Origin of the sequence: Streptomyces sp. CMB-StM0423 (genome assembly GCF_002847285.1) — a bacterium.
Classification (GTDB): domain Bacteria; phylum Actinomycetota; class Actinomycetes; order Streptomycetales; family Streptomycetaceae; genus Streptomyces.
On sequence record NZ_CP025407.1, the window covers coordinates 2,819,046 to 2,833,019 of the forward strand.

The 13,974-nt window shown below is 70.4% G+C and carries 16 protein-coding genes; 9 read left to right on the forward strand and 7 right to left on the reverse strand.

Features of this window, described 5'->3' with window-relative positions; all coding sequences use genetic code 11:
• Window positions 1-124: 124 nt before the first annotated feature.
• Window positions 125-547 (forward strand): DUF302 domain-containing protein, encoded by a 423-nt coding sequence (locus tag CXR04_RS11910; RefSeq protein WP_101421819.1) that lies wholly within the window; start codon window positions 125-127, stop codon window positions 545-547.
• On the opposite strand, the gene CXR04_RS11915 is transcribed toward CXR04_RS11910, so the two are convergent.
• Window positions 522-2,051, reverse strand: a complete 1,530-nt coding sequence (locus CXR04_RS11915; RefSeq protein WP_101421820.1) for an SDR family oxidoreductase — start codon at window positions 2,049-2,051, stop codon at window positions 522-524. The two genes, CXR04_RS11910 and CXR04_RS11915, sit on opposite strands and share 26 nt — an antisense overlap.
• Window positions 2,052-2,592: 541 nt before the next feature.
• Between CXR04_RS11915 and CXR04_RS11920 the strand changes: the two genes are divergently transcribed.
• Together CXR04_RS11920 and CXR04_RS11925 are read left to right on the forward strand one after the other, a co-directional pair.
• On the forward strand, window positions 2,593-3,357 hold the full coding sequence (locus CXR04_RS11920; protein ID WP_101421821.1) for a peptidoglycan DD-metalloendopeptidase family protein: 765 nt from the start codon (window positions 2,593-2,595) through the stop codon (window positions 3,355-3,357).
• 134 nt (window positions 3,358-3,491) lie between these two features.
• Window positions 3,492-3,872, forward strand: a complete 381-nt coding sequence (locus CXR04_RS11925) for a nuclear transport factor 2 family protein (RefSeq protein ID WP_101421822.1) — start codon at window positions 3,492-3,494, stop codon at window positions 3,870-3,872.
• Between the two features lie 16 nt (window positions 3,873-3,888).
• Here CXR04_RS11925 and CXR04_RS11930 read toward each other — a convergent pair whose 3' ends face one another.
• From CXR04_RS11930 to CXR04_RS11950, 5 genes are all read right to left on the reverse strand, one after another.
• A complete protein-coding gene (locus CXR04_RS11930) occupies window positions 3,889-4,320 on the reverse strand; it encodes a DUF5959 family protein (protein WP_101421823.1) in 432 nt (143 codons plus the stop codon).
• Between the two features lie 270 nt (window positions 4,321-4,590).
• Window positions 4,591-4,800, reverse strand: coding sequence for a hypothetical protein (locus CXR04_RS11935; protein WP_101421824.1), 210 nt, complete (start codon window positions 4,798-4,800; stop codon window positions 4,591-4,593).
• A 17-nt stretch (window positions 4,801-4,817) separates the two neighbouring features.
• A complete protein-coding gene (locus tag CXR04_RS11940; RefSeq protein WP_101421825.1) occupies window positions 4,818-5,513 on the reverse strand; it encodes a hypothetical protein in 696 nt (231 codons plus the stop codon).
• Window positions 5,510-6,061 (reverse strand): sigma-70 family RNA polymerase sigma factor, encoded by a 552-nt coding sequence (locus tag CXR04_RS11945; protein WP_101421826.1) that lies wholly within the window; start codon window positions 6,059-6,061, stop codon window positions 5,510-5,512. The genes CXR04_RS11940 and CXR04_RS11945 overlap by 4 nt, the downstream gene beginning before the upstream one ends.
• Window positions 6,062-6,901: 840 nt before the next feature.
• Window positions 6,902-7,648, reverse strand: coding sequence for a DUF6461 domain-containing protein (locus CXR04_RS11950; protein WP_234380184.1), 747 nt, complete (start codon window positions 7,646-7,648; stop codon window positions 6,902-6,904).
• A 233-nt stretch (window positions 7,649-7,881) separates the two neighbouring features.
• On the opposite strand from CXR04_RS11950, the gene CXR04_RS11955 reads away from it, so the two are divergent.
• The 6 genes from CXR04_RS11955 to pspAB all read left to right on the forward strand — a co-directional run bounded on the left by CXR04_RS11955 (window position 7,882) and on the right by pspAB (window position 13,043).
• Entirely contained in the window at window positions 7,882-9,390 is a 1,509-nt protein-coding gene (locus tag CXR04_RS11955; protein WP_101421827.1) for a DUF4246 domain-containing protein, read from the forward strand.
• 180 nt (window positions 9,391-9,570) lie between these two features.
• Window positions 9,571-10,149, forward strand: coding sequence for a hypothetical protein (locus tag CXR04_RS11960; RefSeq protein WP_101421828.1), 579 nt, complete (start codon window positions 9,571-9,573; stop codon window positions 10,147-10,149).
• A 324-nt stretch (window positions 10,150-10,473) separates the two neighbouring features.
• Window positions 10,474-11,250, forward strand: a complete 777-nt coding sequence (locus CXR04_RS11965; protein ID WP_101421829.1) for a PspA/IM30 family protein — start codon at window positions 10,474-10,476, stop codon at window positions 11,248-11,250.
• Window positions 11,247-11,525, forward strand: a complete 279-nt coding sequence (gene pspAA, locus CXR04_RS11970; protein ID WP_101421830.1) for a PspA-associated protein PspAA — start codon at window positions 11,247-11,249, stop codon at window positions 11,523-11,525. Before CXR04_RS11965 ends, pspAA begins: the two co-directional genes overlap by 4 nt.
• Before the next feature lie 6 nt (window positions 11,526-11,531).
• Entirely contained in the window at window positions 11,532-12,458 is a 927-nt protein-coding gene (gene htpX, locus CXR04_RS11975) for a zinc metalloprotease HtpX (RefSeq protein ID WP_101421831.1), read from the forward strand.
• A gap of 6 nt (window positions 12,459-12,464) precedes the next feature.
• On the forward strand, window positions 12,465-13,043 hold the full coding sequence (gene pspAB / locus CXR04_RS11980; protein ID WP_101421832.1) for a PspA-associated protein PspAB: 579 nt from the start codon (window positions 12,465-12,467) through the stop codon (window positions 13,041-13,043).
• Window positions 13,044-13,058: 15 nt separating this feature from the next.
• Here the strand turns inward: pspAB and CXR04_RS11985 are convergent, their stop codons facing one another.
• The gene (locus CXR04_RS11985; RefSeq protein WP_101421833.1) at window positions 13,059-13,973 is read right to left on the reverse strand and encodes an NAD-dependent epimerase/dehydratase family protein; all 915 of its coding nucleotides are present in this window, start codon (window positions 13,971-13,973) and stop codon (window positions 13,059-13,061) included.
• Window position 13,974: the final 1 nt, after the last annotated feature.

The following is a 13,974-nucleotide window of genomic DNA, read 5'->3' on the forward strand; positions in this document are numbered from 1 at the left end:
CGGGGGGTATTTTGGGAAGCGGGAAGCGGGGAGCACCCGGGAGAACCGCCAGACGAGACCGCGCGGGCGCCCGGACACCGCCCCTCGTCCCACGCGCCGACCACCGGAAGGACAGCCGACCGCCATGCGCTACGACCGCACCGTGCACCTCGACACCGACTTCACCACCGCCGTCGCCCACACCCGCGACGCCCTCGCGGCGCAGGGCTTCGGCATCCTCACCGAGATCGACGTCACCGCCACCCTGAAGGCGAAGCTCGACCACGACATGGAGGACTACGTCATCCTCGGCGCCTGCAACCCGCCCCTCGCCCGCCGCGCCCTGGACACCGACCGCTCCATCGGCCTGCTGCTCCCCTGCAACGTCGTCGTCCGCCGCGACGGCAACCGGACCGCCGTGCAGGCCCTCGACCCCGGCACGATGGTCACCCTCACCGGACTCGACGCGCTGCGCCCGGTCGCCGAGGAGGCAACCGAACGCCTCGACGCGGCGCTCGCCGCGCTCGCCGCGCTCGCCGCGCCTACCGCGGCCGGGGAGACGGACTGACGCGCGCCTCCCTGGCGGCGGCCCGGGTGATGTTGCGGGCCATGCCGCCGAAGACGACGTGGTGGAAGGGGAACACCGACCACCAGTAGGCGTGCCCGAGGAGGCCACGGGGGTGGAACAGGGCGCGCTGCCGGTACCGGGTACGGCCCGCGGCATCCTGCTCGGCGTACATCTCCAGCCACGCCAGCCCCGGCATCCGCATCTCCGCCCGGAGCCGCAGCAGGCGGCCGGGCTCGATCTCCTCGACGCGCCAGAAGTCCAGCGAGTCGCCGGCCCGCAGCCGCGCGGCGTCGCGCCGCCCGCGGCGCAGGCCGACGCCGCCGGCGAACCGGTCGAGCCAGCCCCTGACCGCCCAGGCCAGCGGGAAGGAGTACCAGCCGTTGTCCCCGCCGATGCCCTCGATCACCTTCCAGAGCACGTCGGGGGGTACGTCGACGGAGAGCCGGCGTTCGTCCTCGTAGAGGCTGCCGCCCGCCCAGTCCGGGTCGGTGGGCAGCGGGTCGCTGGGCGCACCGGGCACGGCGGCGGACGACCACCGGGTGGCGACCCGCGCCTCGCCCACCCGGCGCAGCGCCAGGGCCAGCGCCTCGTCGAACGGCAGCGGGCGCCCCGGCAGGTCGGGCACGTACCGGGCGATGTCGTGCTCGCGGCAGACGACCTCGTGGCGCAGCGACTCGGTGAGGGGCCGGGCGATGGCGGCGGGAACGGGGGTGACGAGCCCGATCCAGTGGCTGGACAGCCGCGGGGTGAGGACCGGCACCAGAAGGATGAGCCGCTTGTGCAGCCCCGCCGTAGCGGCGTAGCCCCGCATCATCTCCCGGTACGTCATGACGTCGGGCCCGCCGATGTCGAAGGCCCGGTCGACGTCCGGCGGCATGGCGGCGGAGCCGACCAGGTAGCGGAGCACGTCGCGGACGCCGATGGGCTGGGTGCGTGTGTTCACCCAGCGGGGGGTGACCATGACCGGCAACCGCTCGGTCAGATAGCGCAGCATCTCGAACGACGCCGACCCCGAACCGATCACGACCGCGGCCCGCAGCACGGTGGCGGGCACCGCCCCCTCCAGAAAGATCCGCCCGACCTCGGCCCGGGACCGCAGGTGCGGAGACAGGGACGCCTCCGGCACCCCCCGCGGCGTAAGGCCGCCCAGATACACGATCCGCCGCACCCCGGCGGCATCCGCCTGCCGGGCGAAGACACGGGCCGCCCGCCGGTCGGTCTCCTCGAACCCACCGCCGGAGCCGAGGGCGTGCACCAGGTAGTACGCGACGTCCATCCCGCGCAGGGCGGCCGCTACGGACTCCTCGTCCGTGACGTCCCCGCGTACGACCTCGACGTCCCCGGCCCAGGGGTGATCGCGGAGCTTGCCGGGCGTACGGGCCAGACACCGCACCCGGTACCCGGCCGCGAGCAACTCGGGCACGAGCCGGCCGCCGATGTATCCGGACGCCCCGGTGACCAGACAATTCAGCGGTTCGGAGGCGAGCTGGCCATCGGCGTCCATGATCGATTCCTTCGGAGGGTCGGTCGTCACCGCGGGCGGGCAACACGGTTCCATGATCACGTCGGCGGGGCCACGGCGCGCGACGGCGCGGCCCGAACACCGGACACCGATCCGGCCGGCCGACCGGCATGTAAACGCATCACCACCCGCCACTCCCTTTGTCGGAGACCGACGGGCAAATGAGCGCTTGCCCGGGTCTGGCGGCTGCACGACGTCAACTGGCCGCGACGCGGAGTCAATTATTCCGCGGGAATGCGTGACGGCCTTGCCGTCGAACACATGATCCCCCTAGCGTGGCTGCCCGTTCGAAAGGCGAACACCCGCTGCGCGCCGGACCGCCGAATCCTGCCCCCGGCGCCGCGGTACCTGCTGATCAGCTCGCACCGCCGGGCAGGAGCGGGGGACCCACGGGTCCGGCCCCCGCCGGACCACGCCGTCCCTGCGACGGCTCGGGGTGAGGCCGCCGAAGCCGGCGGCCGGGCAGCTCCAGCCCGAACCCGACAGCTCACCTCGCAGGCGTCCGGAGAAAGAGGCCCGTACGATGTCATCCCCTCACGGCCGCCACCGCGCCGCGCGCCGCCCCGGCAGCGCCCGCAAACTCGCCACCCGCGCCTCCGCGGCGGGCGCCACCCTCGCCCTGCCGGTCATCGGCGCGTCCGCCGCCTTCGCGGCAGAGGACACCACCTACACCGTCGCCTCGGGCGACACCCTCTCCGTCATCGCGGCGGAGCAGGACGTCGACGGCGGCTGGAAGACGCTGTACGAGAACAACAGATCCGTCATCGGCGAGGACCCGAACCTGATCTCCCCCGGCATGGAACTCTCCCTGGACGGCCCCGCCGACGGCCCGGGCACCAACGCCGACAACGCCTCCTACGGCACCGCCACTGCCGCACCCGACCCGACGGCCGTCATGCCGGTAGACGGCAGCACCCCCACGGCGGGCTACGAGGCGTCGGGCGCGAACTGGCAGAACGGCCACACCGGCCAGGACTGGTCCGTCCCGGTCGGCACGACGGTCAAGGCCGCGGCCAAGGGCACCGTCGTGGAAGCAGGCTGGGACGACTCCTTCGGCTACCAGATCGTCATCAGACACGGCGACGGGGACTACACCCACTACGCCCACCTCTCGCAGACAGACGTCTCCGAGGGCGCCGCGGTCGGCATGGGGGACCGCATCGCCCAATCCGGCGCCACGGGCAACGTCACGGGCCCCCACCTGCACTTCGAGGTCCGCACGACACCGGACTACGGCTCGGCCAAGAACCCACTCACCTGGCTCGCAAACCACGGCGTAACAACCTGACACCATCCGGAACGGTTGGGGCGGGCCTCCAGGGGCCCGCCCCACCTCGCCGCCTTTCCTGCTGACACCGGGCAGAATCTGCCATCAGCAGAAGGGGAGACCGCTCCGGCACCGGGACCAGCCATGCTGGGCGGATGCCGAACGACGATCACGCCGAAAGCCTCCGCACGGCCGAACGACGCCTTCAGGCGGCCCAGCTCGCCTCCGACGTCGACGCACTGGGCGAACTGCTCGACGACGCAGGACGGTTCACCGGTCCCGACGGACGCCTCTACTCGAAGGACGACGACCTGGATGCCCACCGGACCGGCCACCAGGTGCTGACCGGCCTTGAGGAAGAGGACCTCCAGGTGTTCGCCACAGCGCACACCGGGGTCACGTGGTTCCTCGGCACGCTGGAGGGCGCCGTCGGCGGTCAGCCGCTGCGCGCACGGATGCGCTACACCCGGACCTGGACCCGCGACCGGGCAGGCTGGAAGATCATCGCGGCGCACGCCACCTTCGTCACCGAGTGATCCCGTCGGCCGGGGATCAGTCTTCCTCCAGGGGCCAGGTCTCCCAGACCGCGTCCAGGCGCCGGTACGCGTCGTCGAACCAGGCGTCGGCCAGGGGGATGGTGACCGTCACCGTCGTCAGGGAGGCGGAATGGTCCCTCATCGTGACCCGGCACCGGTCGTCGTCCCCGTCGAGCTCGACGTACAGCCAGGGAGCCCTGGATCCCTCGCGCCAGGCGATGTCGTGGCCCGCGTCGAGCGCGTCCAGAGCCTGCTGCCACTCATCCAGGTCCTCGGGAAAGAGCCAGGTCTTGAGGGTGCCACGGACGAACGGCGTTTCGACCACGAACTCCCCGACCAGCACATCCTCCTCGACAGGGGGCTTCCGCGCCTCCTTCCCGTCGATCCGGAGAACGACGCTGTTGCCGTCCCCCTCCAGACGGATCAGCTCGATCGGACCCTCAGCCATGACAACCCCTCCCGGCTCGCGCACGTCGCCGAAGACTAGTCGCCACCACTGACACGCCATCGGTTGAGGGTGCATCAGCCCGCGCAGGCACGGGAGTTGGAAACCGTGAGCACCGACGGACCGTCAGGCACCCGGGTCATGTGCACTCCGCGCACCAGCGGTCGCCCTCGCTCGCACAAGGCCCGCGGCAGCCGGAGGATTCGGGGCTCTCGCCGGGACGGCACCGCGGGCGGAGTTCGCCGGCGCGGTGCCGTCAGCGTGGGGAATGGACTAGATCATCTGCTGTACCCACCAGAAGAGCAGGCCCGCCAGCCCGGTACCGAGGCCGTAGTACAGGCCGTGCAGCAGGTGCGTATTGATCTCGCTCCTGCGCGTGCGGCACCGGCAACTCCGCCGGCAGACGGGGGCGTGGTGCACACAGGTCTGGTTGTTCCTCGGACGCACGGCGGAACTGGCCGGCGGGCGCGTGAGCTTCGGCACCGGGACACCTTCTTTCGTCAGTGCTGCTCGCAGTGGCGTTTGAAGCGGTCGGCGATCTCGCTTTCCGGCCGGCAGACCAGCGCGTCGCGGACGTCTTCGCGGGACGCCAGACGCTGTATTTCCCGGTGCATGTGCGGTTCCCAGCCGGGTTCGCAGTGGCGGTCGACGTAGTCGGCGAACAGGCTCACGCCGGATATGAACTCGTCGTCGGGGCCGCCGTCCTCCTGCAGTTGCGTACGCCAGTGGCCGGCCTCGGCGGGCTCGCCCAGGCCGAGGTGGTGCAGATGCAGGCAGTAGGCGGCGACGCGGCTGCCGGCACCGGCGGCCAACTGCCACCAGAACTGCGCGCTTTCCCGGTGATCCGCCTGGTACAGCATGCAGGCGAAGACCTGCATGCCGCGGATCGCCCCGTCTATGTCGGGCACCTCCAGCCAGACCTCGTGGCACTGCGGCCCGTGGTCGCTGAGCAGACTGGCCAGCCGGCCGACGAACCCGGTCGCCCCGGCCCGGTTGACGGTCCAGCGCACCAGGACCGACAACTCGTCCCGCGCCTGCACGACGGGAGAGGCGTCCGTGCCCGGACCCGTATACCCGGCCGGCCCCTCCTGCAGCCGCCGGAGCCCGGCCGCCACATCGAACCGCCGCCGGCCCGCCAGCATCATCTCCCCGGCCCCCGCCAGGAGTTGTTCCACCGCCGAGCTCTGCTCGCTCACTTCGTCTCCCCGTCCTTCTTCAGCAACTGCGCGAGGTCCCGCTCCAGGCGCTTCGTGGCGCGACGGCAGTGGTAGTCGACGGTGCTGGCCGTGACACCCAGGTACCAGGCGATCCGGTCGGTGGGGAACTTGCACAGGTAGCGCAGGACCACCACGTCGAACTGCCGCGGAGAGAGCTTCGCTATCGCCTCGTACAGCCCTACGCCCGCGTTCTGCTGCTCCAGGAGCTCCTGGTACACGGCCAGCACGTGCGCGATCTCGCGCCGTACCTCCGACTCCTCGACGTACGAGGCGACCACCCGGCGCAGGATCGCCCACGCCTGCTGCCGCAGGTCGCCGTGCCGGCCCAGTTCCTCCCAGCGGTTGCGGATCTGATGAAAGGCCAGGTGGATTGCCTCTTCCGCGGCCTCGTCGTCGAGCCAGTGCTGGGCGTAGGTGAAGTAGGCGTCCGCGTTGGCGAGGTACAGCGCCTCGCACACGGGCGGGACGTGCAGCATGGCGTGCGTCACCGGGCTGCTGTGATCCTCTGCGGGGACTTCCTCGGTCATAGGTCCTCTTCGAACGGGGGCCGGATATGGAGAATCGGGTGACTCCCTCGTCACCCGATGAACTTGCTGCACCCAGCCAACCCGACCACATGAGCGAACACGCATGAGCAGCGCGCCATTTTCACCCCGCGATCATGGATTCCACTCCACGCACAGTTCCTTACCTCGCGGTAACGCCCGACGAACTGCACGTTCGGGAATCCGGCGCAACTGCGGTCTACACCTCTCGGGCGTCGTGATGTGTCTCACAGTGCAAGCTGTGACCTGAGCCCTGAAATTGCAGACACGCACCGGAGGCCAAACCAGACCACAAGGCACCTGCAATTGCACGCCCCTCGACCGGAATTGGCAGGCACGCAGAACATCGCTCCGACCGATGCACGGGACACATGACGGGTGAAGGCACGAGGTCAGGCGGGCCGAGTAGATCACGACCAGCACTTCGGTACGACCGCTCGCGGGGTGACCGAAGACGTCGGCCGGGACAGGCTGCGCCGTGTGCCAGGCATGGCGGCGTATGTCCGTCCCCTATGTCTCCCCGACGGCCTCACAGCGTCGGCTGCTCGCCGAGCTGACGCAGGCCGCGCTCCCCGCCCCGAGCCGCGACCCCGCGCGTTCGCACGTTCGTCGACCGGCAACCCGGCGGTCCACTGCCGTGACGCTCGCCCGTGCTGCCCGGCGGCCTCAGCGTTCGGCAAAGACCTCGCTCACCCGCACCCAGGGCGGCGAGATCGACGGCGATTCAGTCAACTTCATTTCCCGAAACTCCGGGCATGGGGCCGAACGGCGTGGGGCCGTTCACCCATTCGTTGTCCTCACGCCAGTCGCCATGCGTCGCGATCACCGTTCCCACCGCTTCGTTGAGATGGAACACCTTGCAGGAACGATCTTGAAGTCACGATCCCAGTTTGCGAGTTTCATGATGCGCACCCGCCCGGCCCTTTCCCGTAGATCCGCGCGAAGGCGGCGGTGGGCAGTGGGCCCCCAGGTGTCCTCCCAGGCGATGGCGATCCCGTGCTTGCCCTCCAGGAAGCGCAGGAAGGCGGTGTCCAGGAGTTCCTCGTCGGTGTAGGTGAAGTCCGGTATCCCTTCGTCCGCTCCGACTTCTCCCGAACGCAGCATGAGCTGATCGACGTAGGCCAGGACTTTTCCGTCCCGGGCGTAGCCGATCTGATGCTCCCCGTTCACGCTGCGGTACACGGAGTAGGTCTGCGTCCCGCGTGACAACGCGGCCAGGTGGGCCGTGGAGCGGGCCGAGAACTCCTCGATCGCGTATGCCCAGCCGGGGACGGCGCCGGCGCGGATGATTGCCTCGGGGCGGGACAGGAAGCCGGCCTCGCCAAGGCGTGACAAGTGGGCCTCGTCATCGAGGTCGGGGAAATCCAGATCACCCAGCGGGTCGTCCTCCTCCCGCGACAGAAACTCCATCGCCGCGTCCTCGGTCATCTCGTGGATGTGCTGCGGCTCCGCGCCCACCCGGACCAGCAACTCCTCCGGCGTGATGTTCTCGCACAACGTGAAGGTGTAGCCCAGATCGTGCGCACTCGCTATCCACCGAATACCGTTCACCACGTCACGCCCTTCCACCGGCCCGGCAACGTACGCCGCAAGGTAGCCCGGCAATCCCCCCGCGCGGGCAAGGAACTTCTGAACACCCGGCGGACACGGGCTGCCCCAAGGGCGCCCTTCGGGTACGGGCGGAGGTGGCCCGGGGGCGGTGTCCGGCTCCCGGACCTGGGGGGATGGGAGGGTGGGCCGGGGTGTCAGTGGGCTCCCGTATCCTTCCGGCCACCGCACATCGACTGGGAGGACCAAGAGAATTGAGTCGCCTTTCCGCTTTCCCGCTGCCCTTTCAGGCATCGCGTTCCCTCTCCTTCGCGAAGCCTCGCACCCTGCGGGAACTTGAGATGATTCAGTGCAGCGCCCATATCCGGGCGAAGCCGGAGTGGTTCGACAAGATGAACGACGCCGGCGTCGTCGCCAGGTGGACGCAAGAGGCGATCGCCCAGGGCCTTACCGAAGCGCAGGTCCGTTACGTGCTCGCCGAGCTCGCGCATTACGCGGCGCTGCGCGACGGGAGTAACGGCGTGGAGGTTTCCGCCGTCGACGGGGTGTGGCAGTCGGACCGGCTGGTCGATGACGAGTTGCGGTCCCGGTTGCGGGAAGCGGTCCGGGTGCTGGAGGAGGTTCCGGAAGAGGAGCGGGACTGGCATCCCGGGTCCGATGGACAGGTGCTGGATCTGGTTCATCCCTCGCTGTTCTGCCTCGTGAACGGGGTGAGCGGCGCGCCGGAGCGGGCTTGGGAGAACCCGACGGACCGCTGGTCGACGTACGAGTTCTCGGAGAAGTTCCAGTGGCTGCCCACGGACGTCGACGTCAGTGCCGACGGCGAGGTCGCCTTCCGTTCGTACGTGAACAATGTCCACCCCGAGACCCATCGCGAACTGGCCGGCGTCCTGCCCGACGTGTTCGCCCGCCTGCGGCCGCTGCTGGAGAACGTGCTCACCGATCTGCGCCATCCGCGGCCCCTGCGGATCGTGGCGGATCCGTACGGGTGGTACGACTCGGAGCCGGAGTATCCGGACGAGGAGGACCACAGCGACAAGGCGGCCCACGAGGAAGCCGTACGCGCCTGGGAGGAGGCCCAGGACGACTGGTGGGAGAACCGCAGCCCGGTCATCCCGGACGCGCCTGCCTTCACCGCGCCCGAGCCGCCCGACGACTCCGCCCGCGTCGACCTGCGCGGCCGGCGGCTCCAGGTCATAGTCAAACTGGCCACCATCCATCTCACCCCGGACAAGCCGGAGTACGCCGGTGGGTCGTGGCACGTCGAGGGGATGGTGAACGAGCGGATCGTCTCGACCGGCATCTACTACTGGGACAGCGAGAACATCACAGAGAGCCGGCTGAGCTTCCGCGCGGGCCTCGACCACCCGAGCTATGAGCAGAACGACGACAACGGAGTGCGCGAGGTCTACGGCCTGGAGAACGAGGACGCCCTGAACCAGGTCCTCGGCTCCGCAGCCACCCCGGCGGGCCGCTGCCTGGCCTTCCCGAACATCCTCCAGCACCGCGTCGGCGGGTTCCGCCTCGCGGACCCCACCCGCCGGGGACATCGCAAGATCCTCGTGTTCTTCCTGGTCGACCCGTCGAAGAACATCGTCTCGACGTCCGACGTGCCACCGCAGCAGCCCTGGGCCGACACGTCGACCATGACGCTGGAGGAGGCCAAGGGCCACCGCGAACAGCTCATGCGCGAACGCAAGTTCTTCGTCAACGAGCACAACGAGCAGCTCTACGAGCGCGAGTTCTCCCTCTGCGAGCACTGAGGTCAACTCGGCGGGCCGGGCGGGATCGGTGAGCGGAGCCCGCCAGGCCCGCCAGATCCTCCCGGCCCCGCCCCCATGCCCCCTCGTGGTCCTTACGGGCATTGCTCCGGCTCGGCCGGAACCGTTCCGGCGTGGGCTGCGTGACCTCCTTGTGTTGACGGCTGATGCTGAGGGGGACCAATGAGGGCTCGGACGATGGTGAGCGTGGCGGTGGCGGGGTGTGTGGCCCTGGTCGCGACCGCGTGCGGTCCGGACAAGACGAAGGACGACTCGGACGCGAAGGCTCCGGCAGCGTCGGAGGCTTCGGAGCCGTCCGCGTCCGCGGAGGTCGAGAAGCCCTCGACCGCCCCGTCCCCGTCCGCCCCGAGCGAGAAGCCGTCCGCCCTGCCGGCCGGTGATCAGCCCGCGCCCAAGACGAAGGAGGGCGCGATCGAGCGGTACGAGGTGTACCTCCATGCCGTGGGCCGTGAGGACATCGACACCGTGTGCGAGGTCGCCGGGCCCGCCGCCGAGAAGGGGGAAGCCGAGGGGGTCGGCCCGTGCTCGACGGCGTTCCTCGCCATGTTCCAGATGATCTCGCCGGAGCAGAAGGAAGCCCTGAAGACCGCCACCGTCGACCCGCAGGGCGTCGCCGTGATCGCCCCCGACAAGGTCGAGATTCCCGCCGAAGCGGTCAGGGCCTCCGTCACCTTCTCCGACAGCGAACTCGGCAGGCGCACCATGGGATACCTCAAGGACGAGTGGTTCATCACCGACTGATCACGGCCCGTCACCCGTCGCGTACGGAGCCGCCCCGTCGGCTCCGTACGCCGGTCACCCCTTCCTCCCGGCGCTGCCGTCACTCTGCGTAGCATCCCGCCGCCCAGCGCGAGGCCAGGCGCCCCACCGGATGCCCCGTCGGCCCGGGTACGCGCCCGCCCGCGGCCGGTGAAGATGCCGGACCGCGTCGGTGCGCGACAATGGAAGTGCCATGGTCGGGGTTGTGCCCCTACGCGGCAGGCGTCACCGCGCGCGTACGCGCAACCGCCCGGCCTGTCTCTCGCGCGTCATGCGGAGTCGAGAGGCGAGAGGAGGGCGGTCGTCATGACCAGTATCACCAAGCGCATCGGCGCCCTGTTCCGGATCAAGGCCGACAAGGCGCTCGACCGGGCCGAGGACCCACGCGAAGTCCTGGACTACTCGTACCAGCAGCAGTTGGAGATGCTCCAGAAGGTACGGCGCGGTCTGACCGACGTCGCGACCAGCCGCAAGCGCATCGAGCTGCAGACGGACGAGCTGCGGAAGTCCACGGGCAAGCTGGAGGGCCAGGCTCAGCAGGCCCTCGCGGTCGGCCGGGAGGACCTGGCCCGCGAGGCGCTCACCCGCCGTACGACCGCGGCCGAGCAGATCGCCGATCTGCAGGACCAGCAGACGGTGCTCCAGGCGGAGGAGGAGAAGCTGACCCTGGCCTCGCAGCGCCTCCAGGCGAAGGTGGACGCGTTCCGTACCCGCAAGGAGACGATCAAGGCCACCTACACCGCGGCCGAGGCCCAGACCCGGATCACCGAGGCCGTCAGCGGCGTCGGTGAGGAGATGGGCGATGTCGGCCTCGCCGTGCAGCGGGCCCAGGACAAGACCGAGCAGATGCAGGCGCGCGCCGGTGCGCTGGACGAGCTGATCGCTACCGGGGCGCTGGAGGACGCCACGCAGCCGGGCGGCCGGGACGACATCGAGACCGAGCTGGAGCGCGTGGGCGCGGATCAGGACGTGGAGATCGAGCTGGCCCGGATGAAGGCGCAGTTGCCCGCCGGTTCCGGCCCGGAGGCGAAGGGAGGTCCCGGCGCCGCGGAGAGCGGCTCGGACGAGGAGGCAGCGTCATGATCATCCGAATTCTCGGCGAAGGCCAGTACGAGGTCGCCGACCAGCACCTGGACCGGCTCAACCACCTGGACACCGCGCTCCAGTCGGCCGCGGACGCGCGTGACGAGGGCGCGTTCGGCACCGCTCTGACCTCGCTTCTGGGCGTCGTACGCAGCCTCGGCCGGCCGCTGCCGGACGAGGAGATCACGCCGTCCGACCTGGTACTGCCCGACGAGGGCACCAGCCTCACCCAGGTGGGGCAACTGCTTTCCGACGATGGTCTGATCCCGGGGTGAGTACTGATGCACAGCCGCTTTGAGCCCGACCGGCGACTGACCACCCGCATGGTGGTCACGATGTTCCTGCTCGGGCTGGTGTACGTGGCCTTCGTCGCCGCGCTGATCGCACTGCTCAAGTCCGTCGTGCTGGTGGTGGTCATCGCCGCCGGGGTGCTGGCGGTGCAGTACTGGTTCTCGGACCGGATCGCCATGTACGCGATGCACGGCAGATTCGTCACGCCCGAGGAAGAACCCCAGTTGCACGGCATCATCGACCGGCTCTGCGCCACCGCGGACATGCCCAAGCCCCGCGTGGCCGTCTCCGGGATGGACCTGCCGAACGCCTTCGCCACCGGCCGCAACGCCAACCACGCCGTCGTCTGCGTCACCAAGGGACTGCAGCGCCGCCTGACGACCGAGGAACTCGAAGGCGTCCTCGCGCACGAGCTGTCCCACATCGCGCACCGCGACGTGGCGGTGATCACCATCGCCTCGTTCCTGGGCGTCATCGCGGGACTCGTCGTCCGCTTCGCCTTCTACTCCCAGCTCTTCGGCGGACGCTCGCGCGACCAGAACACCGTCGTCATCCTCGCCGCGGTGATGGCGGTCTCGGCAGTCGTCTACGCGGTCAGTTTCGTACTCATCCGCGCCCTCTCGCGCTACCGCGAGCTCGCCGCCGACCGCGCCGGGGCCATGCTGACCGCCAAGCCCTCCGCGCTGGCGTCGGCCCTCACCAAGATCAGCGGGGACATCGCCCGTATCCCCACCCAGGATCTGCGCACCTCGCAGGCGTTCAACGCGTTCTTCTTCACCCCCGCCATCCGCCCCGGCAGCACGATGGCCAACGTGTTCTCCACCCACCCCACCCTGGAGCGCCGCCTGGAGGCCCTCGCCGGGATCTCCGCCGAGCTGGGCGAAGCGGGCGGCGGGGACTCCGCGGGAAGGAGCTGAGACCTCGTGGGCTTCCTGGATTCCCTGTTCGGCCGGTCCAAGCCGGTCAAGCCCGACCTCGACCAGCTCTTCGGGCTCCCCTCCGCGGCGATCACGCTCCAGGCGGCCGTCGGCTTCACCCCGACCGGTGCGGGCTCGGTGTGCTTCGCCTCCATCGAGGGCGGCGCCTTCGCCCAGGTCCAGCAGGAGGTACGGGCCCTGCTGGACGCCGACTCCGAACGGGCCGGCGCGCCGGTGGAGTTCAGCCGCGACGACTACGGGTACTCGTGGCTGCTCTCCCGCCGCGCTCCGGACGACCTGCCCGCGCTGGTGGGCGATCTGCACGCGGTGAACTCGGCGCTGGAGGACAGCGGCTTCGGGCCGCAGCTCCTCTGCTCCCTGGTCACCTTCCGCGACGCCGAGCTGCGCTCCATGGCGCTGGTCTACCTCTACAAGCGCGGTACCTTCTACCCCTTCGCCCCGATGCCCGGCGAGAAACGGGACAACCCACTGGAACTCCAGGTCAAGGCGGTGGTCAAGGACGACCTGCGCGTCGAGGAGGACCTGACCCGCTGGTTCCCGCTGTGGGGCGCCCCCGGACTGTGAGGTCCACCGCAGCGCTCAGCCGGCCGTGATCATCTCCCCGAGCACGTCGTCGAGCGGGGTGGGGTGGAGGTCGAACGTCTCCTCGACCCGGGACGAGTCCAGGACGAACGGCTGCTGGAACTGGTACTGCATCTCCGGCAGTTCCCGTACCACCGGCGAGAACAGCCCGCCGGCCCGGAGCACCCAGCCCGGCATCGCGCGCAGCCGCGGCTCGCGTACCTCCGCCAGCCGGGCCAGGCGGGCGGCCAGTTCGCGTACGGAGAGGGGCGGAGGCGTGGGCGCGTGCCAGACGCGGCCCCAGGCCCGCTCGTCCTGCGCCACCGTCACCAGCGCCCGGGCGGCGTCGCGGGTGGCCGTCCAACTGTGTGGGGCGTCCAGGTCGGCGGGCACCAGCGCGGGCTTCCCGGCCAGCACCTTGGGCGCGACGCTGACGGTGATGACGGAGTACGCGCCGGCGCCGATGAAGTCCGAGGCCCGTACGGTCGTCACGCGCACCCGGCCGGCCTCGTGCGCGGCGTCGGCCTGCCGCCAGACCTCGGCCCGGACGCGGCCCTTGACGCTGGAGGGGGCCAGGGGCAGGTCCTCGGTCATGGGCCCTTCGACCGGCCCGTAGGCGTAGAGGTTGTCGAGCATGACGTAGTCGGCACCGGTGCGTTCGGCCGCGGTGAGCAGCCCTTCGGCCAGCGGCGGGAGGGCCTTGGGCCAGGTGTGGTACGGCGGGGCGGCGCAGTTGAACAGGGTGGCGGCGCCCCGGGCGACCTCCGAGAGCCGGTCGGCGTCGGCGGCGTCGGCGGCCACGCGCTCGATCGACGGGTGCTCGGGCCCGCCGCCGCCGCGGGTGACCAGGCGGACCCGGTGGCCGGCGTCGGCGAGCAGACGTGCGGTGGCCACGCCGGTGCCACCGGCACCGACCACGACGGCGAGGGACATG

Bases quoted from the DNA above. Each gene is read 5' to 3' on its own strand.
- CXR04_RS11945 (WP_101421826.1), bottom strand. From the start codon at position 6,061: ATGACCGAGGAAGTCCCCGCAGAGGATCACAGCAGCCCGGTGACGCAC.
- pspAA (WP_101421830.1), top strand. From the start codon at position 11,247: ATGATCATCCGAATTCTCGGCGAAGGCCAGTACGAGGTCGCCGACCAG.
- CXR04_RS11925 (WP_101421822.1), top strand. From the start codon at position 3,492: ATGCCGAACGACGATCACGCCGAAAGCCTCCGCACGGCCGAACGACGC.
- CXR04_RS11915 (WP_101421820.1), bottom strand. From the start codon at position 2,051: ATGGACGCCGATGGCCAGCTCGCCTCCGAACCGCTGAATTGTCTGGTC.
- CXR04_RS11920 (WP_101421821.1), top strand. From the start codon at position 2,593: ATGTCATCCCCTCACGGCCGCCACCGCGCCGCGCGCCGCCCCGGCAGC.
- CXR04_RS11960 (WP_101421828.1), top strand. From the start codon at position 9,571: ATGAGGGCTCGGACGATGGTGAGCGTGGCGGTGGCGGGGTGTGTGGCC.
- htpX (WP_101421831.1), top strand. From the start codon at position 11,532: ATGCACAGCCGCTTTGAGCCCGACCGGCGACTGACCACCCGCATGGTG.
- CXR04_RS11985 (WP_101421833.1), bottom strand. From the start codon at position 13,973: ATGTCCCTCGCCGTCGTGGTCGGTGCCGGTGGCACCGGCGTGGCCACC.
- CXR04_RS11910 (WP_101421819.1), top strand. From the start codon at position 125: ATGCGCTACGACCGCACCGTGCACCTCGACACCGACTTCACCACCGCC.
- CXR04_RS11930 (WP_101421823.1), bottom strand. From the start codon at position 4,320: ATGGCTGAGGGTCCGATCGAGCTGATCCGTCTGGAGGGGGACGGCAAC.
- CXR04_RS11965 (WP_101421829.1), top strand. From the start codon at position 10,474: ATGACCAGTATCACCAAGCGCATCGGCGCCCTGTTCCGGATCAAGGCC.